At 40.8% G+C, this 26,000-nt stretch carries 34 protein-coding genes; 30 read left to right on the forward strand and 4 right to left on the reverse strand.

All coding sequences use genetic code 11. The features are described 5' to 3' along the window. Positions 1 to 58 precede the first annotated feature (58 nt). From MHH23_RS05990 to MHH23_RS06000, 3 genes are all read left to right on the forward strand, one after another. A complete protein-coding gene (locus tag MHH23_RS05990) occupies positions 59 to 1,201 on the forward strand; it encodes an AI-2E family transporter (RefSeq protein ID WP_024719700.1) in 1,143 nt (380 codons plus the stop codon). Positions 1,202 to 1,325: 124 nt separating this feature from the next. Beyond that, entirely contained in the window at positions 1,326 to 2,159 is an 834-nt protein-coding gene (locus tag MHH23_RS05995; protein ID WP_024719699.1) for an undecaprenyl-diphosphate phosphatase, read from the forward strand. Positions 2,160 to 2,330: 171 nt separating this feature from the next. Then, entirely contained in the window at positions 2,331 to 2,804 is a 474-nt protein-coding gene (locus tag MHH23_RS06000; protein WP_007500557.1) for a hypothetical protein, read from the forward strand. A gap of 40 nt (positions 2,805 to 2,844) precedes the next feature. On the opposite strand, the gene bioB is transcribed toward MHH23_RS06000, so the two are convergent. The 3 genes from bioB to MHH23_RS06015 all read right to left on the reverse strand — a co-directional run bounded on the left by bioB (position 2,845) and on the right by MHH23_RS06015 (position 4,957). Further along, positions 2,845 to 3,840, reverse strand: a complete 996-nt coding sequence (gene bioB, locus MHH23_RS06005) for a biotin synthase BioB (RefSeq protein WP_047946727.1) — start codon at positions 3,838 to 3,840, stop codon at positions 2,845 to 2,847. Between the two features lie 146 nt (positions 3,841 to 3,986). Then, positions 3,987 to 4,337: a hypothetical protein gene (locus MHH23_RS06010; protein ID WP_003213146.1), complete on the reverse strand. Its 351-nt coding sequence runs from the start codon at positions 4,335 to 4,337 to the stop codon at positions 3,987 to 3,989. A gap of 242 nt (positions 4,338 to 4,579) precedes the next feature. Then, complete coding sequence (locus MHH23_RS06015) at positions 4,580 to 4,957, reverse strand: helix-turn-helix domain-containing protein (RefSeq protein WP_007500560.1); 378 nt, start codon at positions 4,955 to 4,957, stop codon at positions 4,580 to 4,582. Between the two features lie 159 nt (positions 4,958 to 5,116). On the opposite strand from MHH23_RS06015, the gene MHH23_RS06020 reads away from it, so the two are divergent. The 18 genes from MHH23_RS06020 (at position 5,117) to MHH23_RS06105 (ending at position 16,384) form a co-directional block, all read left to right on the forward strand. Next, positions 5,117 to 5,356, forward strand: a complete 240-nt coding sequence (locus tag MHH23_RS06020; RefSeq protein ID WP_017358976.1) for a helix-turn-helix transcriptional regulator — start codon at positions 5,117 to 5,119, stop codon at positions 5,354 to 5,356. An 18-nt stretch (positions 5,357 to 5,374) separates the two neighbouring features. Continuing rightward, entirely contained in the window at positions 5,375 to 5,527 is a 153-nt protein-coding gene (locus tag MHH23_RS06025; RefSeq protein WP_340959084.1) for a hypothetical protein, read from the forward strand. Then, positions 5,517 to 5,699 (forward strand): hypothetical protein, encoded by a 183-nt coding sequence (locus MHH23_RS06030; protein ID WP_017358978.1) that lies wholly within the window; start codon positions 5,517 to 5,519, stop codon positions 5,697 to 5,699. The genes MHH23_RS06025 and MHH23_RS06030 overlap by 11 nt, the downstream gene beginning before the upstream one ends. A gap of 102 nt (positions 5,700 to 5,801) precedes the next feature. Further along, the gene (locus MHH23_RS06035) at positions 5,802 to 6,206 is read left to right on the forward strand and encodes a holliday junction resolvase (RefSeq protein ID WP_268363353.1); all 405 of its coding nucleotides are present in this window, start codon (positions 5,802 to 5,804) and stop codon (positions 6,204 to 6,206) included. A 17-nt stretch (positions 6,207 to 6,223) separates the two neighbouring features. After that, positions 6,224 to 6,409 carry an XtrA/YqaO family protein gene (locus MHH23_RS06040; RefSeq protein ID WP_370648332.1) on the forward strand — a complete coding sequence of 62 codons (186 nt, stop codon included), beginning with the start codon at positions 6,224 to 6,226 and terminating at the stop codon, positions 6,407 to 6,409. 124 nt (positions 6,410 to 6,533) lie between these two features. Next, positions 6,534 to 7,052 carry a sigma-70 family RNA polymerase sigma factor gene (locus tag MHH23_RS06045; protein WP_024719695.1) on the forward strand — a complete coding sequence of 173 codons (519 nt, stop codon included), beginning with the start codon at positions 6,534 to 6,536 and terminating at the stop codon, positions 7,050 to 7,052. Positions 7,053 to 7,204: 152 nt separating this feature from the next. Then, positions 7,205 to 7,852 (forward strand): phage terminase small subunit, encoded by a 648-nt coding sequence (gene terS / locus MHH23_RS06050; protein WP_007500563.1) that lies wholly within the window; start codon positions 7,205 to 7,207, stop codon positions 7,850 to 7,852. A gap of 8 nt (positions 7,853 to 7,860) precedes the next feature. Next, complete coding sequence (locus MHH23_RS06055; RefSeq protein ID WP_268372814.1) at positions 7,861 to 9,162, forward strand: PBSX family phage terminase large subunit; 1,302 nt, start codon at positions 7,861 to 7,863, stop codon at positions 9,160 to 9,162. Next, the gene (locus MHH23_RS06060) at positions 9,159 to 10,616 is read left to right on the forward strand and encodes a phage portal protein (RefSeq protein ID WP_039169994.1); all 1,458 of its coding nucleotides are present in this window, start codon (positions 9,159 to 9,161) and stop codon (positions 10,614 to 10,616) included. Before MHH23_RS06055 ends, MHH23_RS06060 begins: the two co-directional genes overlap by 4 nt. Positions 10,617 to 10,651: 35 nt before the next feature. After that, on the forward strand, positions 10,652 to 11,740 hold the full coding sequence (locus MHH23_RS06065; RefSeq protein ID WP_340959087.1) for an XkdF-like putative serine protease domain-containing protein: 1,089 nt from the start codon (positions 10,652 to 10,654) through the stop codon (positions 11,738 to 11,740). Positions 11,741 to 11,762: 22 nt separating this feature from the next. Next, positions 11,763 to 12,686, forward strand: coding sequence for a phage major capsid protein (locus MHH23_RS06070; protein WP_008344119.1), 924 nt, complete (start codon positions 11,763 to 11,765; stop codon positions 12,684 to 12,686). A 13-nt stretch (positions 12,687 to 12,699) separates the two neighbouring features. Next, entirely contained in the window at positions 12,700 to 13,083 is a 384-nt protein-coding gene (gene yqbG, locus MHH23_RS06075; protein ID WP_340959088.1) for a protein YqbG, read from the forward strand. Continuing rightward, positions 13,080 to 13,436 carry a YqbH/XkdH family protein gene (locus MHH23_RS06080; protein WP_057079151.1) on the forward strand — a complete coding sequence of 119 codons (357 nt, stop codon included), beginning with the start codon at positions 13,080 to 13,082 and terminating at the stop codon, positions 13,434 to 13,436. The genes yqbG and MHH23_RS06080 overlap by 4 nt, the downstream gene beginning before the upstream one ends. Continuing rightward, positions 13,433 to 13,930, forward strand: coding sequence for an HK97 gp10 family phage protein (locus MHH23_RS06085; protein ID WP_025207873.1), 498 nt, complete (start codon positions 13,433 to 13,435; stop codon positions 13,928 to 13,930). The genes MHH23_RS06080 and MHH23_RS06085 overlap by 4 nt, the downstream gene beginning before the upstream one ends. 4 nt (positions 13,931 to 13,934) lie before the next feature. Next, on the forward strand, positions 13,935 to 14,390 hold the full coding sequence (locus tag MHH23_RS06090; RefSeq protein ID WP_041091933.1) for a phage tail terminator family protein: 456 nt from the start codon (positions 13,935 to 13,937) through the stop codon (positions 14,388 to 14,390). After that, positions 14,377 to 14,589, forward strand: coding sequence for a hypothetical protein (locus tag MHH23_RS06095; RefSeq protein WP_008344108.1), 213 nt, complete (start codon positions 14,377 to 14,379; stop codon positions 14,587 to 14,589). Before MHH23_RS06090 ends, MHH23_RS06095 begins: the two co-directional genes overlap by 14 nt. Before the next feature lie 3 nt (positions 14,590 to 14,592). Beyond that, the gene (locus MHH23_RS06100; protein ID WP_024719687.1) at positions 14,593 to 15,939 is read left to right on the forward strand and encodes a phage tail sheath family protein; all 1,347 of its coding nucleotides are present in this window, start codon (positions 14,593 to 14,595) and stop codon (positions 15,937 to 15,939) included. 1 nt (position 15,940) lies between these two features. Further along, positions 15,941 to 16,384 carry a phage tail tube protein gene (locus MHH23_RS06105; protein ID WP_003213309.1) on the forward strand — a complete coding sequence of 148 codons (444 nt, stop codon included), beginning with the start codon at positions 15,941 to 15,943 and terminating at the stop codon, positions 16,382 to 16,384. A 275-nt stretch (positions 16,385 to 16,659) separates the two neighbouring features. Here MHH23_RS06105 and MHH23_RS06110 read toward each other — a convergent pair whose 3' ends face one another. Beyond that, positions 16,660 to 16,749, reverse strand: coding sequence for a putative holin-like toxin (locus MHH23_RS06110; RefSeq protein WP_072368332.1), 90 nt, complete (start codon positions 16,747 to 16,749; stop codon positions 16,660 to 16,662). 152 nt (positions 16,750 to 16,901) lie between these two features. Here MHH23_RS06110 and MHH23_RS06115 point away from each other — a divergent pair, with 152 nt between their 5' ends. From MHH23_RS06115 to MHH23_RS06155, 9 genes are read left to right on the forward strand one after another with little or no spacing between them, the layout of a single operon-like run. Continuing rightward, positions 16,902 to 17,342 carry a phage tail assembly chaperone gene (locus tag MHH23_RS06115; RefSeq protein ID WP_012011040.1) on the forward strand — a complete coding sequence of 147 codons (441 nt, stop codon included), beginning with the start codon at positions 16,902 to 16,904 and terminating at the stop codon, positions 17,340 to 17,342. A 41-nt stretch (positions 17,343 to 17,383) separates the two neighbouring features. Beyond that, positions 17,384 to 17,521: a hypothetical protein gene (locus tag MHH23_RS06120; RefSeq protein ID WP_008344097.1), complete on the forward strand. Its 138-nt coding sequence runs from the start codon at positions 17,384 to 17,386 to the stop codon at positions 17,519 to 17,521. A 1-nt stretch (position 17,522) separates the two neighbouring features. Next, on the forward strand, positions 17,523 to 21,662 hold the full coding sequence (locus tag MHH23_RS06125) for a transglycosylase SLT domain-containing protein (protein WP_445285663.1): 4,140 nt from the start codon (positions 17,523 to 17,525) through the stop codon (positions 21,660 to 21,662). Beyond that, entirely contained in the window at positions 21,655 to 22,323 is a 669-nt protein-coding gene (locus tag MHH23_RS06130; protein WP_007500584.1) for a LysM peptidoglycan-binding domain-containing protein, read from the forward strand. The genes MHH23_RS06125 and MHH23_RS06130 overlap by 8 nt, the downstream gene beginning before the upstream one ends. Before the next feature lie 11 nt (positions 22,324 to 22,334). Beyond that, positions 22,335 to 23,345, forward strand: a complete 1,011-nt coding sequence (locus tag MHH23_RS06135; protein WP_017367933.1) for an XkdQ/YqbQ family protein — start codon at positions 22,335 to 22,337, stop codon at positions 23,343 to 23,345. Continuing rightward, complete coding sequence (locus MHH23_RS06140; protein ID WP_039169977.1) at positions 23,342 to 23,608, forward strand: DUF2577 family protein; 267 nt, start codon at positions 23,342 to 23,344, stop codon at positions 23,606 to 23,608. The genes MHH23_RS06135 and MHH23_RS06140 overlap by 4 nt, the downstream gene beginning before the upstream one ends. Positions 23,609 to 23,622: 14 nt before the next feature. Further along, positions 23,623 to 24,045: a DUF2634 domain-containing protein gene (locus MHH23_RS06145; RefSeq protein WP_024719684.1), complete on the forward strand. Its 423-nt coding sequence runs from the start codon at positions 23,623 to 23,625 to the stop codon at positions 24,043 to 24,045. Next, positions 24,038 to 25,084 (forward strand): baseplate J/gp47 family protein, encoded by a 1,047-nt coding sequence (locus tag MHH23_RS06150; RefSeq protein ID WP_144665809.1) that lies wholly within the window; start codon positions 24,038 to 24,040, stop codon positions 25,082 to 25,084. Before MHH23_RS06145 ends, MHH23_RS06150 begins: the two co-directional genes overlap by 8 nt. Next, on the forward strand, positions 25,071 to 25,994 hold the full coding sequence (locus MHH23_RS06155) for a YmfQ family protein (protein ID WP_039169970.1): 924 nt from the start codon (positions 25,071 to 25,073) through the stop codon (positions 25,992 to 25,994). The genes MHH23_RS06150 and MHH23_RS06155 overlap by 14 nt, the downstream gene beginning before the upstream one ends. Positions 25,995 to 26,000: the final 6 nt, after the last annotated feature.

Genomic DNA, 26,000 nt, shown 5'->3' on the forward strand with positions numbered 1-26,000 from the left:
ATGATGATCAAGTAGTGTACAATTTACTAATAAAATAGCCCGTGTTTGGAGGAAAGATATGAATTCTATGCAAATGTGGAGCAGTCGATTTAGAAAATTTTTTCTTGATAACAAGTTTGTTCTCTTTTTACTCATCCTGCTATTAATAGGGTTGAATATCCTTGTTTTCATGAAGGCATCTTTTATTTTTACACCGCTCATTGTACTCATCAAAACCATTGCCTTACCGATTATTTTAACGGGGGTTGTGTATTATTTATTAAATCCAATTGTGAATTTATTAGAGAGATTTAAGGTCAAACGGATCTTTTCGATTTTGCTTTTATATATTGTCATTATTGGGATTATTACAGTGACCATTGTATCTATTATTCCTTTTTTACAAGCACAAACGATGAGTCTGTTTCATAATCTGCCGAAATACGTTGATACAGTAGAAGAACAGATTCGACAACTAACAGGAAGCAACTTCATTAATCAGGCGCAGAAAACGATGAATTTTAACGTCTCTGAATTGGTGAGTAAAGCGTCAAGTCAAGCGACGAAGATTTTGGAAAGTACTTTTACCGGAGTCGGCACTTTCTTAGGGGCGCTTACTGAAATTATCATCTCGATCGTGACGGTTCCGTTCATTCTGTTTTATCTATTAAAAGACGGCAAAAAACTGCCTGACTATTTCTTGAAATTTATTCCGAATAAGTTTAGAGAGCATACACATATCGTACTTCACGAAATGAACCATCGCTTAAGCTCTTATATTCTTGGACAGATCATTGTCAGCTTCTGTATCGGTGTTCTTCTTTTAATCGGTTATCTGATTATTGGACTTGACTATGCGCTGCTTCTGGCGATTATTGCGGCATGTACAAGTGTAGTGCCTTACCTTGGGCCAACAATTGCCATTACACCAGCGATTGTGATTGCACTTGTCACATCACCTATTATGCTACTGAAACTGATCATTGTCTGGACAGTGGTTCAACTTATCGAAGGGAAATTCATTTCTCCTCAGGTCATGGGGAAAAACCTTCATATCCATCCGATCACGATTATCTTTGTTCTATTAACAGCAGGTAAATTGTTCAGCGTAGTCGGCATCATTGTCGCGATTCCGACGTATGCCGTTCTGAAAGTGATCACGACCCACCTGTTTGATTGGTTCAAAATGCGATCCAATTTGTATAAAGAAGAAAAGGTTTGATGTCATAATCTTTTTTAGAAAAAAATATAGTATCATAAAGACGAGCTTTCGAAAAAGAAAGCTTGTCTTTATGTGGACATAGATGTTTGCCTTCAAAAGATCAGAATTGAAAGGAAAGAAAATCATGAATCTATGGGATTTATTCGTGGCACTGGTTTTAGGAATTGTCGAAGGATTAACAGAGTATGCACCTGTCTCGTCTACAGGGCATATGATCATTGTTGATGATCTTTGGCTAAAATCAAAAGACATCATTACGCCAGAGGCTGCAAACACATTTAAAGTCGTGATTCAGTTAGGTTCTATTTTAGCTGTCATGATCGTGTTCAAAGATCGTATTTTGAACTTGTTAGGCTTAAAGAAAAATATCACAGAAGAACAAAAACGCAGCGGACATAAGCTGACCATTGCTCAAATTGCTGTTGGACTCGTCCCAGCCGTCATTTTAGGATTCTTATTTGAAGATTATATTGATAAATATTTGTTTGATGTGAGAACGGTCGCTGTCGGTTTGATTTTAGGGGCTGTGCTGATGCTTGTCGCTGATTGGATCAATAAACGTAAAACAGAAACAAGCTCTGTGGATAATATGACGTACAGACAAGCGCTGTATATCGGGTTATTTCAATGTTTAGCACTATGGCCAGGCTTCTCGCGTTCGGGTTCTACAATAGCAGGTGGTGTTATTCTTGGTCTGAATCACCGCGCGGCGGCTGACTTTACGTTTATTATGGCCATGCCGATTATGGCGGGAGCAAGCCTCTTAACACTTGTTAAAAATGCCGAATATTTAACAACAGACATGCTTCCATTCTTTATTGTGGGCTTTGTGAGTGCGTTTATTGTGGCTCTCTTTGTTGTTCGATTCTTCCTAAAACTGATTAATAAAATCAAACTTGTGCCTTTTGCGATCTACCGAATCATCCTCGGTCTGATTTTATTTATCCTGTTTATGTAATGATGGAAAACTACTCTTTTAAAAGAGTAGTTTTTTTGTTGTTTTGCCCTTTTAAACAGTATAAACGGCTTCTAAATTGGTAGAAAAAGAAGTTTTTTCTTAAATTAGTGTTTAAGTGACAAAGAAAAGGGTAGTACATAGACATACCAATTAAAGGAGGAGTTAGAAATAATGAGGAAAACAAGTAAATTTTTTGTTAGCTCTATGATTGCTACGTCAATGGTTGCTGTCCCTTTATCTCTTACGACTTTTGGTCAAAAGGCTGAAGCTGCTACGACAACAGGTGTCGATGGAAGTGTCTCGATTGATCCAGTAGCCATTGCCGATAAAATTGAACAAGCAGTAAAATCATCTCAAAATCGTGATGGATTTGTAAAAAATGCGGCATACAGTGCATTCTATGAAGCAGGTCAAAACTACAACGTAGTTGTTCAAAACTTAAGCCAAGATCATGACTTTAGCGGACTGAACAATGTTGTTTATTATGATAGTGTTGAATATGACGGCATTACGTTTGGTATTTGGGTATTTGAAGATGGTACGTTTGTCAACAATGGTGACGGCGGCTATATTAACTGGACTTTTGTTGGTAGCTTTGACCGCGAAGAAGGAAGCGGTACTGTCGATTTCCATAAAAGATTCTAATCTCAACGTCAAAAGTCTGCCGATCCATCGGCAGACTTTTTTAAAGCGCACATTCTTCTATTTCAAAACCTAAATCTTCAATGATGTGATGATCGGTTTGAACTTGCTGTCCTTTTGTCGTTAAATAATCGCCTACGAAAATAGAGTTCGCTGCATACAATGCGAGAGGCTGAAGCGTTCGCAAATTAAACTCTCTTCCCCCAGATACTCGAATTTCCTTAGCCGGGTTGATAAATCGCATCAGTGCCAAAACCTTCAACGCTTTGATTGGATGTGTGCGTTCTTGATGTTCAAGAGGCGTTCCTTCAATTGCATGGAGAAAGTTGACGGGAATCGAATCCGCATCAAGGGCTCTCAGCGCAAAAGCCATTTCGACAATTTGTTGATTGGTTTCGCCCATTCCAATAATAACCCCTGAACATGGTGACATCCCTGACTGTTTGACCTTATCAATGGTCGATACGCGGTCATCATACGTATGGGTCGTTGTAATTTGAGCATGATGATCTTGATGTGTATTGAGATTATGATTATACCGATGAACACCCGCTTCCTTCAGCCGCTTCGCTTTTTCTTCATTTAATAACCCAAGGCATGCGCACACCTTCAAAGGCATCGTCTCAGTAATTTCCTTTACTGCTGCGGTGACTTCATCTAATTCACGGTGCGAAGGTGCTCTCCCGCTTGCTACAATACAATAAGTCCCTGCTTTTCTTTTTAACGCCTCACGCGCACCGGCCACAATGGTTTTTTGGTCAAGCATTGTATACCTCTCAACAGGAGCTGTTGAAATCACCGATTGTGAACAATACCCGCAGTTTTCAGGACAATATCCGCTTTTGGCGTTAAAGATCATATTTAACTTCACCTTTTTTTGAAAAAAATGAAATCTCACCTGATAAGCTGCATGCATAATAGGCAGCAACTCTGCGTCGTCTGCTCCAAGAATATTTAGACCTTCTTCCATAGTAATCGGTTCATGATTGATGGCTTTCTTCACGATCGTTTCCCAAGACAAAGACGTTATTTTTCCCATCATAAGCCCCTCTCAATATGTAAACTTATTTTTATTAAAAGTTAACATAATAGATAGAGATTGGCAAGCACTGGTAAGCAGCCTAAGTAAAAACACAAAAAGGCGATGAACATATAGTCATCGCCTTTACATATGAAAAAAATCGCTTAACGAACAGTAATATAGTTAATAACAAGCTCACCTAGTGAATTATAGTAAGACACTGTAACAGAACCGCGTTGTACAGCACGGATCCATGTGAAGTTTGGAGCAGTTTGGTCTAATTGAATGGCATACGTTGCGCCTGAGACAGAAATTTGACTTGCTGGAAGTGAAACAGCGATTGAAGAACCTACAGTAAGTGTGCGGTTCACCGTAATCACTTTATTCATAATAGGAGCTTTTGCTATAACTGGTTCTTTAGGCTGTGCAGCTGCATGAGCACCTTCTGTTTGGAAGAACGTAAGAGCACCTAAAGCAGCTAAAGACAATGTACAAGCTTTCATTAATTTTTTCATCGGTAACACTCCTTTTTTTAGTATATACATATATTAATAATAATAGAATTATATGTCAATCAAAATAAGTGGAAAAATGAGTATTTTTGGTGAAAATTGTCACATATTATGTAGGGGAAGACGATTTTATCCCGAAAAACATGATTTTTTATTCATATGTCATTCTTTTTTAGGGGGAAAAAGAGACATAAAAAAAGCTGGGTATCTACCCAGCTATGTGATGCTTTATGAAAAGAGATCTTTTATTTGTCGTCTGTCTGTTTTGGCTGACGGCCTTTTTGTTTTTCTTTCTCTCTAATGTAGTTAATAAAGTCGATGGTTTGTCTTCGTGCTTCTTCAGAAAAATCGGAGGCAGCTTTAAACGCAATTTGCAAATCAGGATCATCTGCAAGATCGTCATCAGAGGCGTTTTTGTCTTTACCTGTGAGAAGATAATCTGTTGAGACCCCGTATAACTCGGCGATTTTCACAATCATTTCACCATCTGGCTTTCTCAATCCATACTCCCAGTTAGCATAGGTCGACATCGCCTTTAACCCGAGTTTTTTGGCAACGGTAGACTTACTCCATCCATGTTTCTCTCTTAATTCAGTTAGAATCTTTCCAGTCAAATTATCCATCGGAAACACCTTTTTTCATATTATGTGTAAATTTTATCATGAATTACACGGAAAAGATAAATAAATACACAAAAAGAATAAAAATATGATTGACTTACCCGTTTTGTGTATATTATCATAATGAATATAACTTACACATAATGAGTAAGAGGTGGAAACATGAAACTTGAAAATTTACGAGAAGAACGAATATTACAAGGAAAAACACAAACGTATATGGCGAAAAAACTTGGATATAAGTACACGAGTGGCTATGCAAATATAGAAATGGGCCGAACAAAGCCCAGCTTAGAAATAGCCAAGCATATTGCAGATTTGCTAAATATCGGTGTTCAAGAGCTTTTTTTTGGTCAAAAGTTACACAAAAAGAGTAATAGTCTTGAGGAAGACCGTTCTTAAAAAGGGGAGACAAACAGAATGAGTATCGAACATCCGATGGTGTCACAAATGAATGATTTCGGCTATCCAAAACGTTACTGGCCATATGAAATGTCCCGAAATGGTTATCGATTAGAGGACGAGGACCGTGAGAAAGGATTTGATGATGATGAGACATCAGATGACATTTGATGCCCGAAAAGAAGCACAGCATTGCCTAGTACAAGCTGGCGGCTGGATCACTTTTCATCAAAAAGAGCCGATTTTTGCTTTCCCCACGGCAGAAGAAAAACGCACATACATGACCCTCATGGCAGAAAAAGCCGTTGATGACAAGAAGAAGGAAAGGATGAATGCGACATGAATCGATTGAAGCAAATCATGACATTCCTGAAATGTTTGCTCAATGCGGGTCAAAACGAACAAGACATTCGGCAGTGGGCGAAGGATGACGGGAGATCGTAGCATGGTCCTTCATTTTATCATTGAAAAAGAACATTTATGCACAAAAGAGACATTGATAAACAGAATTCAAACAGCCGCTAAAGCGCAATGCACAAGCAAAATAAAAGGCGCATTATCACTCGACATTCGCTCATTTTACAATATGCCCATTGATCTAGCGAACAGCCAAGACACGCGTACATCTGCAGAAAAAGGCTTGATACGCCCGGTACACATCAGCATTCTCGAGCCAAATTTGCAGTATATACAAGAAGCACTTCATGCCGTTACCGATGACGCCTCTTTACAGATTGTAGAATTAAGAGTTTCACAGTTTTATAGCATGCGTCCTCGAATGGAAATCATTTTAAATACGATGGGTGATGATATGAGATCCTCACCACCAAATAAGGAGACAAGCATATGAACGAGCCAAAACAACTCATGATTCAAGAAAACCAGACATTTGTCGGTGAAATGGAAAAAGGAAAGATTCAAGTCATTGTGTTAGATGGAAACGTAGGAACGGCTTATATGATGGATGTACCTGAGCATGGAAAAACGATTATTCAAACAGCAAAAGGACATTTTGCAAGAGTCGATCATGAGATTGGTTTTAAAATCAGCTAGTCTGATGAACAAGAACAACTGAATAAGTCCAAGACGGAAAGCCTGCGGACACTGATCAAGACCCTATAAAAAGGGGCTGATTGGTGTCCGTTTTTTATTTTCTTAAAAAAGGGAGAGAGCATAGATGCAAGATTTATTGATTGAATATAAAAGAAGTTTAAAAGATGCCAGAAAACGATATGAACAATTGAAAGACAAAGAAGAGAAACAGATGTCAGATCAGGACAAACATGATCAAAAAATGATCGCCAGTATGGTCAGTGATTTAGAATACGTGGTGGAATGGCTTCAAATCGGTAGAGAGCCAGGCGCACGCAGAGGATTAGATAGACGGTCTGTGTATCAGCGCACCATTCTTGCTAATCAAGAGGTATTAGAGGCTTTATCACATGAATACACCCTCATTCAAGAGAAAGAAAGAGAGGTAAGTGAGCGGGATAAAAGGCGAATCGATGAAGCTTTGTCTGTTTTAACAGATCGAGAGAAGGACGTATTTTTTATGCACACAACGCAGGGTCTGTCATTTAGCGAGATTGCGATCATGCTAGATGTAAAAAAAGGAACAGTCCAAAAACATATGGAAAGAGCTCGGACCAAAATGTCCAAAAAAGTACAAGAACGCCTATTCAGAGCTGCTGAATAGGCGTTTTTTCTTTCATCACATCAATCTTCAAAAGCTTGTCTTACAGTTGCCACCTATAGTTAGAAAGACCAAACGAATGTTTGCTAGCCCGGCACAAATGATTTCTCTTCAGGGAATCATTCGAACTAAAAGGAGGCGGCAGGTGAATGTAAATGAAAGATAAACGGATAGAGGCTAAGCAGGATTATATGAAAGGGATGACGTACCAGCAACTAGCCGATCATTACAACGTCTCCATCCATACCGTTAAATCATGGAAAAGACGATACGGCTGGCAAAGACAAAAAACACCGTCAAAGCAGGCGCACTCGATCTTTCATCAATTTCTTTCAGATGAAACGATTGAAATCATGGAAAAAATGGATGGGCGCACATCTCTTGATATCATCTGGGATCAAATTCAAATTCAATACGCAGCCATTATTCGAGCGCAGCGCATCATGCATGTAGCAGATCAAGATGACATGATCAAAGAACTGAAAAAGGCGACGTACTTACCTTCTTCATTAGAGGAAGAAACAGGCGAAGGTATTCATCCAGAGCCAGAGATTACGGCAGAGGAATTTTCTTTTCAATTTTCATGGGATCGGCATGCTACTTTTTTAAATGCCCAATCTCGTGCAATGGGAGAACTAAGACGGCTGATTAAACAGTTTGAAGAGCTCGCTCATGCGAAAGATGAACGAAGATTAAAGCTGAAGCAAATTGAGCTGACAATCGAAAAAACAAAAAAAGCAGTTCGTGAGGAAAAAGAAGAAGATCTTCATATCATGATCAAAAGAAAAGAGGACGATTCATGACGCCGTTGATTGAAAAAGAAGTCAATCCTCACTTTGAACACTTTTTGTTCGATTGGAATCAAAAGTTTCAGTTTTTAGTAGGCGGTTATGGCTCCTCCAAAAGCTATCACATTGCTTTAAAGCTGGTTTTAAAACTGCTTGAGGAAAAACGAACAGCACTTGTCATTCGAGAAGTGTATGATACGCACCGGGAGTCGACCTACTCTCTTTTACAAGAAATCGTCAGCGATCTTGGCATCGATCATCTAGTAAAGTGCCGCAGTTCACCGCTTGCTCTCACTTTTTGCAATGGGAGCAGCATTTTATTTAAAGGACTGGACAAGCCTGAGAAATTGAAGTCGATCAACAACATCTCAATTATTTGGATTGAGGAGTGTTCCGAGGTTTCTTATGAAGGGTTTAAAGAACTGCTTGGAAGGCTGAGACATCCGGTTTTACCTCTTTATATGATGTTATCGACGAATCCCGTTGGTCAGGATAATTGGACGTACAGACATTTCTTTCGAGATGAGCAGCTGAAACGATTTGTCCTTGATGACGAAACCTTATACAAACAGCGAACCATCGTGATAAAAGATACGTACTATCACCACTCAACAGCAGAAGACAATCTATTTCTTCCTAAAAGCTATGTCAAGCAGCTGGATGAGCTGAAAGAATACGATCCAGATCTTTATCGAATTGCAAGGAAAGGATACTTCGGTATCAATGGCACAAAAGTGTTTCCGCAATTTGAGGTCAGACAGCATGCTGAGGTATTAGAAGCGATCGGGCAGATTGAAAGACCGCTGAAACGAGCGGGGATGGATTTTGGATTTGTCGAATCCTACAATGCGCTCATTCGGTTAGCTGTCGATCATGAAAAAAAGTACTTATATATTTATTGGGAATATTACGACCGCGGGAAAACAGATGATGAAACAGCTGTTGATTTGAAAGAATTTGTTGAATCAAAGGAACTCATTAAGGCAGACGCAGCAGAACCTAAAACGATTCACTATTTTCGGCAGCGCGGATTTCAAATGGTCGCTGCGCATAAGTTCCAAGGGTCGCGTTTGCAATATACAAAGAAAATCAAACGATTTAAGAAAATCATTTGTTCTGATGCTTGCCCTTATACCATCTATGAACTTCAATCACTAACCTATAAGGCAGATAAGAACGGCCGCTTAGAGGAAGATGAATTTCAAATCGACCCACACACATTATCCGCCATTTGGTATGCGCTAGATGATTATGAGGTGACCGATTTGAAACAGACTGCTTCAGAGCGTGTCCGTCCAAACCGAGAGAGGAGGTCCATACAATGAAACAATTAAAAGCAACGATTATGAAGGCCAACATGTCTGATCATACAAAACAAATGTATGAGGATGAATTTTCATACGAAAAAGATGACATTGTCCCGCCGCCCTACCATATCAATGAATTAAAAAGCATGGCAGAATACTCAACGATTCTTCAGCAATGTATAGATGCGTATCGAACAAATATTTTAGGCTTTGGCTTTGGGGTGGAATACGCCTTTGATTTTAATGCGGAAGATGTGAAACCGGTCAAAAAGAAGACAGCCGAGAAGGAATGGACAAGACTCGAAGAGTTTACGAAATACATGAACTATGATGAGTCTGCTGATGTGATTCTTGGTTATGTCCTAGAAGACCGGGAGAAAACAGGAAATGGCTTTTTAGAGGTGCTGCGGGATGGACAAGGAAAGCCGGCAGGAATCGAGTATTTGGATGCACTCCATATCCGCATTTGCAAGCTGAGTGAGCCAGTCGACGTCGAATTCCGCTACACAGAAAACGGCGAATTAAAGACGATGAATCGCAAGAAACGATTCCGAAAATATGTGCAGGTCATCAATGAGAAGAAAGTCTTTTTCAAGGAGTATGGTGATCCGCGCATATTAAATTATGAAACAGGCAAGTACGATGATGCTACACCAGAACCACTTCAAGCAACAGAAGTCATTCATTTTAAAATTGGCAGTGGGACGTATGGGATTCCCCGCTGGATTGGCAACATCGTCAATATGTATGGCGCACGAAAAGCAGAAGAGCTGAATTATCTTTATTTTAAGCAAGGAAGGCATGTACCTGGTGCCATCATTGTTGAAAACGGCATGCTGTCAGAGACTTCTTATCAGCAGCTACAAGATTATATGGATGATATTGAAGGGTCTGATCATGCGCATAAGTTTTTATTGCTTGAAGTAGAAGGGCTTCCGACAGAAAAAGGATTAACAGGTGAAGAAGATGTATCAAATGTCAAAGTGAACTTTAAATCCTTGGCGGAAATCCTGCAAGAGGATGCGCTCTTTTTAGAATACGATGAAAAGACGAGAAACAAAATCCGCTCCGCTTTTCGTCTGCCGCCTATTTACACAGGAGAGTCACAAGATTATAACAAGGCCACGGCAGATACCGCGCGAAAAACAACGGAGGAGCAAGTGTTTCAGCCAGAGCGGCATCTTATTACAGGGAAACTCAATACTCTTTTTCTCCCGGATTTAGATATATGGCATGTCCGCTTTCTATTAAATGGTCCTGACTTTAGAGATCCATTAGAGATAGCGAAGGTTCTGACACCATTTATTCAGGCTGGGGCAGTATCGCCAAATGATTTGCGAGATCTTGCGGGGCGTATTCTTGGTAAGACGTTAGAGGAATGGCCGGAAGAATTCTACCACCGACCTTTAGAAAGCCGCATAAAAACAGCTGATGGGCTGTCTCCATCCGAGTCAAACCAGCTGGAGAAATAAAAGGACGTGAGCTTTTTTTGAAAGGGGGTGAACATATGCCAAGGGAATTAAAAAACGCAAAAATTACACATGTTTCCTATGTGGACAAGGCCGCCAACCAAAAGAAATTTTTCTTGATGAAAGCAAAGAAAAAGCAGCCTGACTTTCAAAAAGAAGTCAGTGTCCTGACGAAGGCAGAGGATGCGCATCGCCTCGTATATGGCGTCGTGTATGAACCGAATACACCTGATGCACATCAAGACTTTATGTCGGCCAAAGAAATTGAAAGAGCAGCACACGGTTTTATGAAAGATGCCCGTCACATTGATAAACAGCATGATTTTCAAGATGGTGTTGGCGAAGTCGTCGAATCATACATTGCCCCAGCGGATTTTGAAGTAGGCGGGGAGCTGATTCAAAAAGGATCTTGGGTACTTGTGACAAAGGCATCACAAGATATTTGGGACCAAATTCAGCAAGGCCATATTACAGGCTACTCAATGGCTGGAACAGCAGACATCATCGCAATAGAGGAACACGATCAGCTCCTATCTCAAGAAACGAACGAGAGAGGGCTTTTTTCTTTGCTGAAAAATTTCTTTTTGAAAGAGGAAGGTGCAAATATGCCACAACAATTTTGGAGCGTTTTAGATCATCTGCTGGAAATGTTGCAGTCAAGTGATGGTGATGAGTCTAGCGTAAGAGCGGCACTTGAACAATTGATACCAATTGTGCAGGATGTGTTGAAAACAAATGATGTCCTCCAAACGATTGGCGAAAGACCAGCATCCGTTCAAAAGCAAGATGCCGGATTAACGACTGATCAAGTACGCGAACTAGAAAAAGCAAAAATGGCCATCGACAACGTTTTACAAGCGGATAAACAAGGGACAGATCAAACAGGTGAAGAAGAACCTGTGCAAAAAGTGCTGGAGCAAGTGGTTGCGCCAATTCGTCATCAGCTCTCTTCCTTAGAGAAATCAGCAGGCAGAGAAAAAGCAGCGATTCAGGAAGTGCTTCAGCAACAGCTACTGCCTATTTCAGAGCGGATACACATGCTTGAAAAAGCGCGGGGCATTTCTAAACAAACAAATCACGATACACAAAATGATATGACAAAGCCCATATGGGATGGCTTACTATAAGCCTAAATAAGGAGGAAAAAGTGTGAGAAATCAAGAGTTGATTCGCAAGGCTGAAATGACACTTGCCAGCTTAAAAACAGGCGGTCTCATGAACGCAGCCCAATCCAACACATTCATTAGAATGATGCAAAATACACCAACCGTTTTAAATGATGCACGTATCATTCCAATGGAAAGTGATTCACAAAAAATCGAAAAAATCGGCTTCGGTCAGCGCATTTTACGCCCAGCAGAAGAAGGCAAAGCGCTTGATGCAAAAGACCGTGTTGTCCCAGCGACAAGCACTGTCCAGCTCAATGCAAAAGAAGTCATTGCTGAGATCCATATGACGTACGACAGCATTGAAAACAACATTGAAAAAGACGGGATTCAGCAGACCATTATGCAAATGCTGGCGGAACGAGCGGCAGTCGATATTGAAGAACTGATCGTCAACGGTGATACAACATCACAAGATCCATTTTTAGCTCAAATGGATGGCGTACGAAAACAGGCAGTTTCTCATATTGTCGATGCGAATGGAGCGGAAATTAGCCGTCAAATGTTCAAACAAGCCTATAAAGCGATGCCGTCAAAATATTTACGTGTACCTCAGGATTTCCGTTTTTATACATCCCCAAGTTTAGAGGTCGAGTGGAAAGACCAAGTAGCAAACCGTCAGACAGGTCTCGGAGATGCGGCGATTCAAGGCGGACTTTCTTCTGCATTCGGTGTTCCGGTCAAAGGTCTTGCCAATATGCAGCCATATGATGAAGAAGGAACAGACGTATCAGATATTTTACTGACACATCCGAAAAACATTATCGTAGGGTTTTCTCGCAATATTCGTATTGAAGTAGAAAAAGATATTCGCAGCCGTAAGTTTATCATTGTTCTGACAGCGAAGCTCGACAGCAAATTTGAGGAAGAGGATGCTGTAGCCAAAGTAATGAAAGTGAAAGAGTAGGTGACAGCAGGCTATGATCATTTCTGCTGAGGAACTACAAGCCTATTCTGTATTTGATCGCGTGAAAAATCGTTCTGTAGAGAGACTAGCGGCAGATATTATTGAAGCAGAAGCAGCGGTATTTCAAATTGTCGGGCACGATTTTACACATGAAAAATATCAGCCCATTCCTGAAAAAGCAAGGATCGCCTTATTAAAAATGGCCCAGTATTTTGCCATGCTGAATGATGATGAATCCATGATGAAAGGCTTGACTTCAGAAAAAATGGGTGATTATTCATATGCAAAGGCAGCGGACAAAGTGAAAGGCAGACCTTATTTGTATGCCCTTCTTGTTGATTATATTGAACCTTCACTAACTGGCGGCAGCGCCAATTTAAAGGTGAGATCATTATGAGTTATGATTCTCTATTAACGGATCGCTGTGATCTTTTTCACTTAGAGAATGAAGAGGCAATCCGCGGCAAATTTGGTATACCAGCAGGAGATCTGCAGACGGATCTCACTTATCCTGATACACCAAGTATGAGAGATGTGGCTTGCTATGTTGTAGAAAAAAGCCAGTCACTCGTGCAAGAAGAACCGAATACAGTCATCTATCAGTCCTATCTCGTCCATTTCCCTTTAGCAAGCGACATTCGCTTGCATGACAAAATGGTGTGGAACGGCATCTCACTCAAATTGCAGCAGCCAAAAAGAGTGAAAAATCATCACATGGAAGTGATGGCCGTCAGAAAGGAAAACCTATGAAAATTGATGGACTTGACCGGCTGCTATCCCAGCTCCAACAGGCAAATAGTGGCGGCTTAACGGCGCAATATCAAGAGTGGTTACAGGAAATGGGCTTACAGTTTTTAGACATCATTCAAGATGAAATCATCAAAGAAAAGGCTGTTGATACAGGCCGTCTCCTCAATTCCTTTCAAAAAGGTGACAAGGAGAATCACTTTCTCACTTCCCGAGGCGGGCTCACGCTAGAAGTAGGGACACAGCTTGATTATGCCTCTTACGTGAATGATGGACATGCCATTTCTTCAAATGGAGAACGAAGATGGGTGCCTGGGAGATGGAACGGCAGCCGCTTTGAATATGATCCGAATGCCAGTACTGGCATGATGCTTTCATCTCAATGGATTGAAGGAAATGGGTACTGGGATCATGCCGTCATGCTCTATGAACAAATGTTTGAACACTCGCTGGATCGAAAGCTTCAAAGCTGGATCGATCGACATTTTGGGAGGTGATGGAATGAATCAAGAAGTCGGGGCAATCATGCATTATATATACACACACTTTCCTGTGAAAATGTATGATCGTCTTCTGCCAGAGCGTTTCCAAGTGCCATCTGTTTATGTGCCGCCAGTGACTGTCATTAGTGGTCCAGATACAGTGTCTACTTTTATGAAATCTTATTCGCTGCAAGTGAAAGTGTTTCATATGGATACAGAAAAAGCGCATGATGCGGCGGAAACAGTCGTCGATGCATTGCTTGCTGATCGTCAAATCATTCAGATGATCAGTGAAGATGGAGAGGTGCTTGATGATTATGTCCGCATAAAAAGAGTGGAAACAAGAATCATAGATCAAGGTGTAGCAGCGATTGTCCTGACATGGGATAGCAGCTATTGGTACAACCGAGATAAACAGCCAAGCCTAGAAGATATCAATTTTTCAGATGGGGTGATCAAACGTGAGCAAGACTAAAAAAACACAGCTCGATCAAACAGCGGGCGAAGAAAAAGAATTTGGCTTTTCATTTGAAGCCTTAAAAGAGCACAGTAAGGATCTTTTTGGGGTAAAACCAGAAATCCTTGAAGGTGCTCTTTTTTATATCAAACATCAACCAATTACAAAAACAGAAGCAAAGAAGCACATCGATGCTTTTTTGTCCAAGGAGGTTTAAAGGATGAACGGAGGCACTTTTACACCAGGTACAGAGAAAAAGCGTCCTGGCATTTACTTTAATTTTAAAACAACAGCAGAGCAGCGAATTACTTTAGGCGAGCGAGGAACAGTTGCACTTCCTCTTGTCATGAGCTGGGGAGAACCAAAAACCTTTATTTCCGTTTCCGATATGGAAGACTTAAATAAAAAGGTCGGGCTCAACATTGATGATAAGTCACTTCTTCTTTTCCGTGAAGCGAAGAAAAAAGCGCAAACGGTCTTGCTTTACCGCCTAAACGAAGGAGAGCCAGCCAAAGCGGAAATCGCAGAAAACTTTGTGGTCACAGCCAATTATGGTGGTCAAAAAGGAAATGAGATTACCATTCAAGTGGCAGAAAATGTACTCGACAGCACAAAACGTGACGTTATCACCTATCTTGGAACAGATATTGTCGATAAACAGGTGGTCACAGATGTCAAAGATCTTGTGAAAAACAAATACGTTCAATTTTCTGGTGAAGGCGAAGCGGTCATTACTGCTGGAGCGGCTTTAAGCGGCGGGAAAAACGGTGTGGCAAGTGTCGCAGATTATACAGCTTTCCTAGAAGCAGCTGAAACGGAATACTTTGATGTTATTGCCCTCCCAGTCGATAATAGTGAGCAATTAAAAGCAACATTCGCGTCATTTATTGAGCGTTTACGTAATAAGCAAGGACGTAAGGTGCAAGGCGTTGTGGCTAACTATGCAGCTGATCAAGAAGGTATCATCAATGTCACAAGCGGTGTTGTTTTAGAAGACGGAACAGAACTCGCGCCTGCTCAAACAACAGCTTGGGTCGCGGGAGCAAGTGCAGGAGCGACTTTTAATCAGTCACTGACCTTTGTTGAATACGAAGGCGCAGTCGATACATTAGAGCGTCTTGATAATGATCAAGTAGAATACCGTTTATCACAAGGAGAGTTTCTTTTCACTTTCGATGCAAGAGACCGCACGGTGAGCGTTGAAAAAGATATTAACTCTTTGACAAGCTTCACGGTTGAAAAGAACCAGCAAATGGCGAAAAACAAAATCATCCGTGTGCTAGATGCAATCAACAATGATTTAACATTTGAACTGAAAAATTTGATTAAATTACGCAAAGCCAATGGCAATGACATTCCAGCATCTGATGATGGAGTGCAGCTTGTGAAAACACTGATTACACAGTATCTCACACAACTTCAAGATGGCAGCGGTATTACAGGCTTTAACTCAGAAACAGATATCGTCATTGGCCTCAATGAAGATCGTGATGGATTTATCATCGATTTAGCAGTACAGCCAGTAGACGCAGCAGAAAAATTCTATTTCAATGTGGAGGTGAAGTAAGATGGCTTTTAAAGCGCAAAATACAATCTCAGGTAAAGAAGGTCGTCTTTTCTTAGAAGGTGAGGAACTTGCCTTTATCAAAACGTTTGAAGCAAACGTGGAGAAAAATAAATCAGAAGTGAACGTAATGGGCCGCCGAATGACTGGCCATAAAACAACTGGGGCAAACGGAACAGGAACGGCAACATTCTATAAAGTTACGTCACGTTTCGTTCAACTCATGCTCAACTATGTGAAAAAAGGGGAAGATCCTTATTTCACTCTTCAAGCGGTAATTGATGATAAATCATCAGGCCGAGGCACAGAGCGTGTGACATTATTCGATGTCAACTTTGATTCAGCTAAAATTGCTGGACTAGATGTCGATTCAGAGGCACTTGAAGAAGAAGTTCCATTTACATTTGAAGACTTTGATCTGCCTGAAAAGCTGAAGAATTCTTTCTAAGAAATGTGGAGGAAATTAGCTAATTAATTAGCTAAATAAAAACCAAATATGCTATAATGCAAATGTAATGAAAAATGAATGCATTTGTAATGCACATTGCAATAAATGACACACAAAATTATGTTTACATGCAAAGAGATTTGCATACAATAAAAAGAAGCCAGGATGCGCTAACATCCCGGCAATGTACAATGAGGCCCTTCAAGGGGCTGGCCAATCGAATAGGATGTTCAGGATAGACTTTCCCTTTCACCTACCAAAGCTCAAGGGGGAGTCTATTTTTTGTCTATATATGTCAACAGGGCAATGATAAATGACCCGAAAGCAAGCATTAACATCAGTGCTTGGAATGTTGACATGAGCATCACCCCCTTCCTATCGGGGATGAGCCAGACGCCCTTGAGCAAGCCGTTCAATTGTACGTTCTCAATTATACATGAAAAGATTGGAAAGCACATTCAAAAATGGATGTGCTTTTTTGTATTCAAAAAAAACAAACAAAAGGGAGTTTTTAAACATGAGCGAAAAACAAACATTTGATCTTTCATTTTTTATGCCAGGACAAACAGTAGAAGCAGAAGAGGTCAAAGTGCCAATTTCTAAGCGTTTTGTTGATAAAAAAGGGAATGTCATTCCTTTTGTCTTCAAAGCGATTACCACGGAACGTATTGATGAACTGGAAAAAGAAAACACCACGTTCAAAAATGTCAAAGGCAGAGGCCGCGTAAAAGACTTAGACAGCCAGCGCTTCTATGCACGAATTGCCATTGAATCGACGATTTATCCAGATTTCCGCTCAAAGGAATTAAGAGAAGCCTACAGCACACAAGATCCAGTTGAAGTTGCAAAACGTGTTTTATCTGTCGGCGGTGAATATGCAAACTGGTTAAACAAAGCGATTGAAATCAATGGATTTGAAGACGAAATTGAAGATTTAGAAGAAGCAGCAAAAAACTAATAAAAGATGGGGATAAGGAAGCGGTGTTTTTATATTACGCCATGCATGAGCTTCACTATTCTCCATCAGAACTCCTCGATTTATACGAAGCACCAAGACAATTTAAGGCATTCTTATTCGGACTCATCAGCTACAAACTCGACATGCTAGAAAAAGAAGCAAAGAAAGGAGGGAAATAAACTGGCGAAGCTCACTGCACGATTTGAATTAGAAGACAAAGTATCAAAGAAGCTGTTGCGCATTCAAAAACGATTTCAAACGTTTGAGAAGCAGCTCAAACCATTTAGAAAACCGGTGAAAATAAGCCTGGAAATGGATGAAAAGAAGCTAAGGAACCTCAATTTATCGATTAGAAGGTTTTCTGTATTATCCATGAAGCTAGATCAAGGAATCTATCGTGATCTCAAATCATTAACAAACCAGCTGAACATGATACCGAAACAGATGGTCATATCGATTCAAGCAAAAGGACTAGATGTCATTAAATCCAGTATAGATCGCTTGAAACAATCACAAGCAAATCCAATCCTGCTGACGTTCAAACTGAATGATCAGTTGTCAGGAAAAATGTCATCAATCAAAAAATCAATCCTTCAGCTCATGAACAGAACGTACTATATGAGATTAAACATGGTCGACCAAGCCACCGCTGCCATTCAACGAATCAAAAAGACACTCAAAAGCTTGACAATGGCTAAACATGAGATCAGAGTGTCTGTTCAAGACAATGCAAAGAGTAAGTTGAAAAAACGAGATCAGGCAGAGTCAGTTGTGAAAGAAAAGAAAATCAAAAAGAAACCTAATGCGACAGCTGCTACTAAAACGCAGGAAAACAAACAAAGCTGGCTGGGGAATTTGGGGAACAAGGCGTTAAAAGAAATTGAAAAATATGCAGGTGACGTCTCAGATAAATTGAAGGAAAAATTAAGCCCTAGGAAATTTTGGGATGAGAAGGCGCTACCTTGGATTGAAACGAAAATAGACGAATACAAGCAAGAAGTAATCGGACGAATTCGTGAGAAAATTAAAATCAATCCTGAAGAGTATCTAGATAAATGGTTTAACAAAGGATTAGATTTGATCCTTGGTCCGAAAAACCCTTCAAATAACTCGGATGGGTCTAATAATAATACTTCACCAGGTCAGTTGGGTAACCAGAACTCAGACCAAACGCAAAACGGAAAAGGTTTATTTAAAATAAGCTGCTGTTCTTGTTGTGCAAAAGGTTTAAATCCAACTGGAACTACCCAAACAGATAATAGAAATGGTCCGAAAAACAAACCGAATAATCCAACTGGAACTACGAGGGTTGAAAAGAATAAAAAATCTCCAACTAAATTAGGCAGTTTAACCAAAAAAATTCCAGGTATTATGGCTATAGCTGGTCTCGCTGGGATATTCAAAGATACTGATAAGCTAAAAGGCTTAGGAGATACATTTAAAAATTTAGGTAAAGGTGCAGGCAAGTTATTAAAAAAAGTACCCATACTTGGGCCTTTACTTAGTGCAACAGAATTAATTGGCACAACAAAAGAAAATGTAGGTGAAAAAGTAGGAGGATTCGGCGGGGGCATTGCTGGTGGTATGGGTGGTGCCGCGATAGGAACAATGATTGCACCAGGTATTGGAACAGCAATCGGCGGAATTTTAGGAAGCATTTTAGGTGAAGGTTTAGGAAAATGGGTCGGAAAGATGTTTGATGACGGAACCTTGAAGAAAAAATGGGATGACATTGTCAAAGGTGCTGAAAATGCAGTTAATTGGATTAAAGATACTTGGAACAAAGTTTCAGGATGGATCAATAATAATGTATTAACTCCTATTACAACATTCTTCGGTGAGACATGGAATTGGATCACTGAAAAATGGGGACAACTTTCTTCTTGGTTCATGGAAAAAGTTTGGCTGCCTATTTATAATTTTTCAGTTCCGATTATCAATTTTGTAGTTGGCGTATTTGATGTTGCATGGACAATTATCAAAAATATTTGGGCAGTAGCATCAAAATGGTTCATGGATTATGTTTGGGAACCATTTGGCCAATATGCGATAGAAGCAATTGGTTGGGTGTGGAATAAACTTGTTGACACATGGAACTGGATTCAGGAAACATGGGGGATATTTTCTGAATGGTTTTTAACAAATGTTTGGGACCCATTCGGTCAATATGCGATAGAAGCAATTGGCTGGGTATGGAACAAGCTTGTTGAAACGTGGAACTGGATTCAAGAAACATGGGGTGTTTTCTCTGAATGGTTTTTAACAAATGTTTGGGACCCATTCGGTCAATATGCGATAGAAGCAATTGGCTGGGTATGGAACAAACTTGTTGAAACGTGGAACTGGATTCAAGAAACATGGAGTGTATTTTCTGAATGGTTTAATGAATATGTTTGGACACCGTTTAAAACATATGCATTGCCAGCCATTACTTTTGTGTGGAATTTGTTTCAAAATACATGGAACTGGATTAAAACTACATGGGAAAAACTCTCTACTTGGTTTGATGAAAACGTATGGCAACCGTATCAAAAATATGCAGAACCAGCAATAAAATTTGTTTGGGAAACGTTTAAATCAGTTTGGGAAACGATCAAAGGTGTTTGGGAAACAGTGAGTGATTGGTTCAATAAAAATGTCTTTGAGCCATTAAAGAAACATGCTGAGGAACTAACAGAAACGTGGGAAAAAATGTTTGGTTTTATTGGTAGAATAGTAGATAAAGCAAAAGAAATAGGCGGCGGAGTAATAGAATTTTTCATAGGTAAAGGCGAAGAGAAAACCGGTTTAAATCAGGTTGGTCATAAAGCTACTGGGGGGTATATTACTAAACCTATGCTTTCTTGGATAGGGGAAGCGGGCAAGGAGTTTGTTATTCCAACGGAAAACAATAGAGGTCGAGGGAAGATGTTACTTGCTCAAGCAGCAACTCACCTTGGGATGAATGTTGTTCCAAAAAGCGCTAGTAATCTGGCTTCATCGAATGTCTCAGCTAAGCAGAGGACAGACGTAACCTCATCTGTTTCTTTATCTGGAAGAGGTTCAATATCAATGAACAACTCCGAAAGTGGCGTTAGTTATGGAAAAGAATTTACTTCTGATTTTGAGAAGGGGATGAATAGTAATAAAATTTCTCTTAATCAGTGGAAACAAGCCAATATTGACCAACCATTTAATCAAATTCAAGCAGCTTCTTCGGTTTATGGTTCACAAACTGTTGCTGGCTTTGCTTCAGGTCAAAACATGACATCTACTGGCACAAGTCAATACGTAGACCAACACGTCAAACAACCATTCCTGCAAGCCAAACAAGAATCACCAGGATGGGGTTCAGGAATGATCGACGCCTTCAATAGCGGCATGCGTTCAAAAGCAAGTGAAGTCACACAAGCTGCCAAAGAAATGGCGAAGAAAGTGGAACAGGCGTTTAGAGAAGAACTAGACATTCATTCTCCTTCACGTGTCATGATGAATTTAGGGAAATTCGCATCGATTGGTGTCGTCAAAGGGCTCGATTCAGTTGATGTGAAAAAGTTTGCTGAAAATCAAGCGGGTTCATTAATCGGAGCGTTCAGCGGTATGGGTGCTTCAGGTCTTAGTGTTCAGCAATGGCTCATGGCAGCTCTGATGGCGACTGGCACATCGATGAGTTGGCTTCCAGGTCTTATGACAATTGCTCAGCACGAATCAAATGGTAACCCGAAAGCCATCAACTTGTGGGATTCCAACGCCAAGAAGGGAACGCCTTCTAAAGGGTTAATGCAAACCATTGGGCCGACCTTCCATTCCAATAAAGGCAAGGGCATGAATGATATTTGGAACCCAATTCATAATGCCGTAGCAGCCATTAACTACATTAAGGGCAGATATGGAACAGTCTTCAATACACCGGGATTACGGAGTATGAGAAGAGGCGGTCCTTATAAAGGCTACGCCAATGGCGGTCTGATTACTCAGGAGCAGGTAGCTAGAGTCGGTGAAGGAAACAAACGCGAATGGATTATTCCAGAAGAAAGAGGCATTCGCGGGAGATATTTATTGACGCAGGCAGCAAAGGCACTTGGGATGCAAGTCTATGATCCATCAAATGCATCTGCTCCTTTACCAGAATCACAGATGCAGCAAGTCACCTCAGCACAGTCAGCTGGGACTGCAACAACGTCAGCCAATAAACAAATCACCATCCAGTTCAATGGTGATCAGCATTTCCATAATGGACAGGATCAGCAATCGCTTGTCGAAAAAATTAGACAAATGCTTGTAGACGAACTGGAAGTAGAGCTTCAGACAGGAACGAAAGGGGTCGTGATCGATGGGTAAATCAGTGTATCAATTGTGGATTTCCCAAGGCAAGGAGAAGTTGCGATTCCCTGTGCTTCCATCCGAACTTGAGATCACAAATAACGTACAAAATGAAACAGTGAAGGTCTCCTCCTTTGGAGAACTGACTTTTATTGATGTACCATCGGCTAAACAAGTATCATTCACCTCATTATTTCCTAAGAAATATTCGCCAATTGCTGAATATAAAAGCATTCCATCACCAGAGAATGCAATAGCGAAAATTGAACGAATGATGCGTTCAAAGAAGTCTGTGCGACTGATTGTGACAGGGACTAAAATCAATATGACGTGCAGCATTGAGAGTTTCACTCACAAGGAAGGGTCTTATGACATAGGTGATCGTGAATTTACGATCGAGTTAAAGGAATATAAAACCGCATCGCCTAGGAAAATCAAACGAAAGAAAAAAGCGAAACAAACCAAAAAGAAAAGACCCTCAAAAACACCACCAAAATTGTACACTGTCAAAAAAGGAGATACTCTTTGGGCCATTTCAGGCCGTTTTTATGGCGATAGTACAAAATGGCGGCGTATTTGGAATGCCAATAAAGCAGCGATGATCAAACGAAGTAAACGCAATATTAAACAGCCGGGACATTGGATTTTTCCAGGGCAAAAATTGAAAATACCACAATAGGGGGGCTGACATTGATTGAGCTTTTTGCCATCAGAAGCGGCACGATGTATGAGCTTGTCACAGAGAGTGTGACACTTCAGGGGCAAAGGTATCAGGCCCCTCGCTCTATTCAGGCGAACATTATCACAAAGCAAGGCAGTCAAACATATTACCGTGTCTCAGAAGGAGACACGGTTCTTTTTAAATGGAAAGGAAAAGAGCTGTTCAGAGGCATCGTGTTTTCTAGGACGCCTGTTGAAGGAAAGCTGACCTTTACCGCATACGATATGCTCCAATATTTAGTGAAAAACCAAGATGTATATGTTTTTTCAAATCAACGGGCAGATCAAATTTTGAGGCGGATCGGGGCAGACTTTCAAATTCCTATGACATCCATCGCAAATACAGGACATGTCATGAAGTCTCTCGTTTTTAAAAATGACACGAGTTTATATGACATCATTTTAAAAGCATTGAAAGAAACGAAGCGGCAAACCGGTAGAAATTATCAAATTTATTCTGCTAAAGGCAAGATGGGGCTGAGAGCTTGGCCCGATCCAGAGGACGTGTGGGTCATTGAATCAGGCGTCAACCTCATCGGTTATCAGTACAGCACCTCCATTGAAGAGACAGCAACACGTGTGAAGATGCGCACGTCTGTAGACGAACAGGGGAAGAATAAGAAAAAAGGTAGCAAATCAGATATTGTGGTGATCGAACAGGACAAAGCGGGTCAGAGTCAGTACGGCATTTTACAGCATGTGGAGACGGTCACAGGTCAAATCAACCAGCCGCAGCTTCAAAAAAGAGCGAAAGTACGCCTAGCTGAAAAAAAAGGCGTCAAACAAGAAGTGAAAAGCATACAAGCACTCGGAATTCCTGAACTGCAAAGCGGTCTGCCAATCTATTTGAAAATCCCTGAAATCAACATCAAAAAAACCTACTGGATCGATCAAGATAAGCATGAATTCAATGGAGTGAAGCACACCATGACAATTGACGTCGTTGAGAAAAATTCCATGCCAAAGGGTGATCAAGCATGAGATTAAGTGAAGCAATTAAACGACTCGCTGTCAATGCAGTAGATGCAGCTTCTCCAATTGATCTGGTGATTGGAGAGGTCACAATGGCTTCGCCTCTTCACATCCGATTAAATGAAAATAGTAAGCTGATCATTCCAGAAGAACTGCTTATTTGGCCTAAACGCTTAAATAAGGGTGAGGATGATGAGTTGAAAAAGGGAGACAGCATTATGGTACTTGCAATGGCAGGAGGGCAGTCCTTTTACATCATCGACAAATTGTAAGGGAGGTGATGAATGTGGCACTTTCACCAGAGGAAGAAATCGAGGAAACAGAAGAAGACGAAGAGGTAGAAACCTCGACGACGTATCGCATAGATTTTGAAAATGGTAGGCTGACAAATGAAGCCATTACAGGCATTGAAGCGATCCGTCAATTTATTTATATGACATTGAGAACAGAGCGCTATGCACACCCCATTTACAGTCACGACATTGGTACTGAAATTCAGGAGCTATTGACCGATACAGAAGCAACAGATGAATACAAAGAAATGGAGATTCCAAGATTGCTAGAAGAAGCATTGGTCGTTGATGAGCGGATTGATCATATTGAAGAGATAGAGGTCACGAAGCAAAATGATGCCTTTCAAGTCAAACTAGCCATTGTCACAGATGAAGGCACATTAGAAATAGAGGAGGTGATGGAGGGAGATGTTTGAGGAGCAAACGTATGAGGCGTTGATGGAAAGAATGCTGGACAGGCTGCCAGATGACATAGATAAAAGAGAAAACAGCGTCATTTGGAATGCCTTGGCACCTGCTGCTGCTGAACTGGCTCAGTCGTATATTTGGCTTGATCAAGTATTTGAGCTTGTCTTTGCTGATACAGCACAGGGGGAATTTTTAGATCGACGAGCAGCAGAAGTGGGGATTGAACGAAAGCCAGCCACCAAAGCGGTCTGGTCCGTAACCATTCAACCAGAGAACGTAAATATTCCAGCAGGATCAAGATTCTTTATTGAAGATGTTTATTTTCAATTTTCAAAGGACGGTACACTAGAATGCGAGACAACAGGTACAGTCGGCAATGGGCAATTAACAGGTCAGCCGCTGCTATCGCTTGATACCATTCCGGGTCTAGAGTCGATGATCATGAAGGAATTGGTGATACCAGGGCAAGAGGAAGAAGATGATGCGTCATTATACGATCGGTATTTAATACGCGCAAGGCGAGAGGCTGTCAGTGCCAACAGAGCACATTATAAAAAGTGGGCCGAGGAAGTGGTTGGTGTCGGCAGAGCGAAAGTGTTCCCGCTATGGAATGGAGAGGGAACGGTCAAAATTGTCATCACAGATGGCAATCTAGATGTAGCATCTGAGCTTCTTGTCAAAAGGGTCCAGGAGTATATCGATCCTGTACCGGGAGAAGGAGAAGGGCAAGCTCCTATTGGCTCAAAAGCAACTGTGGAAAGCGCCAAGTGGCTGGATATTGACATAGAAGTGTCCGTCGAACTTCAGATGGACTGGACACTTGAAGGTGCGCAAAAAGAAATAGAAGAAAAGGTCAAAGCACTGCTAAAATCAATCGCATTTGAAAAAAGTACGATTCGAATGTCCGCCTTAAATGATATTTTGTACCATTCAGAGAGTGTGTCCGATTATGCAAACGTCTTATTGAATGGGGAGTCAAAAAACTTAGTATTACAGGACATTGAGATACCACGTCTGAGGCAGGTGAAGGTTATTGAGCAAACTTGATGAAATGAAAAACTACTTGCCGCCTTATTTCACAGAGATTTATGATGTGGATCATTTACTAAAAACGGAGGCGCCAGAGTTTGAACAATTGGACGAATCCATTTTTGATGTAACGGATCAGTTCTTCCCTTTAACAGCGACGTGGGGATTGAATCGTTGGGAAAGAATGCTCAAGGTGCAGCGAGAGTCAGATGATTCGATTGAGCTGCGCAGGGCACGATTACTTAATATGATGTCGAACATTCCACCAATTACGTATCTGTCATTAGAGAAATCTGTGAATCGATTTCTTAAAAATCCGAGTGCGATCATCCGACTTACAACCAATCGTTATCATTTTGCATTGCGTGTCAACCTGGATGACCTGCAAAACACAAGATATATCGTCGAAATACTCGAAACGTTAAAGCCAGCACATTTGGCGTATACGTTCACCGCCATTCATCATACCGATGTTCATGAAACAAATGATCATCACCAGCGGCTCACACTGCGAAGCAGAGTGGGCTTTTTCGATCATATTCCAATTTTACTCAATGGTGAATTCGTATTAAATGGAACGTTCTATCTCAGCGGGATACGAGGTACTACGGAGGTCCCTGCTCGCTTTCGGCATTCATTAAAGATGAGAATGCCGCTTCAACAAGAGAAAGAGACAGCATATCGTCTGAATTATGTCATGACTGGAGCATCGCATGAAACGAAGCAAGCAGCTACACTGACTTTGCGCGCAAAGAACCAGCTTTCACATCAAACGAAAAAGAGGATGACGTTCCGCTTACCGGTACATGTTCAAAATGAACAAGGCGGCAGTTTACTGATCAAGGAGCATTACTGGATTCTCGATGGATCCGTTCCACTTGATGGATCAAAAATGCTGGCAGCAACTTCTAAAAAAATAGACCTATAAGGAGGA

The sequence above is a fragment of the Bacillus sp. FSL K6-3458 genome, assembly GCF_038005045.1.
Lineage (GTDB): Bacteria > Bacillota > Bacilli > Bacillales > Bacillaceae > Bacillus > Bacillus altitudinis.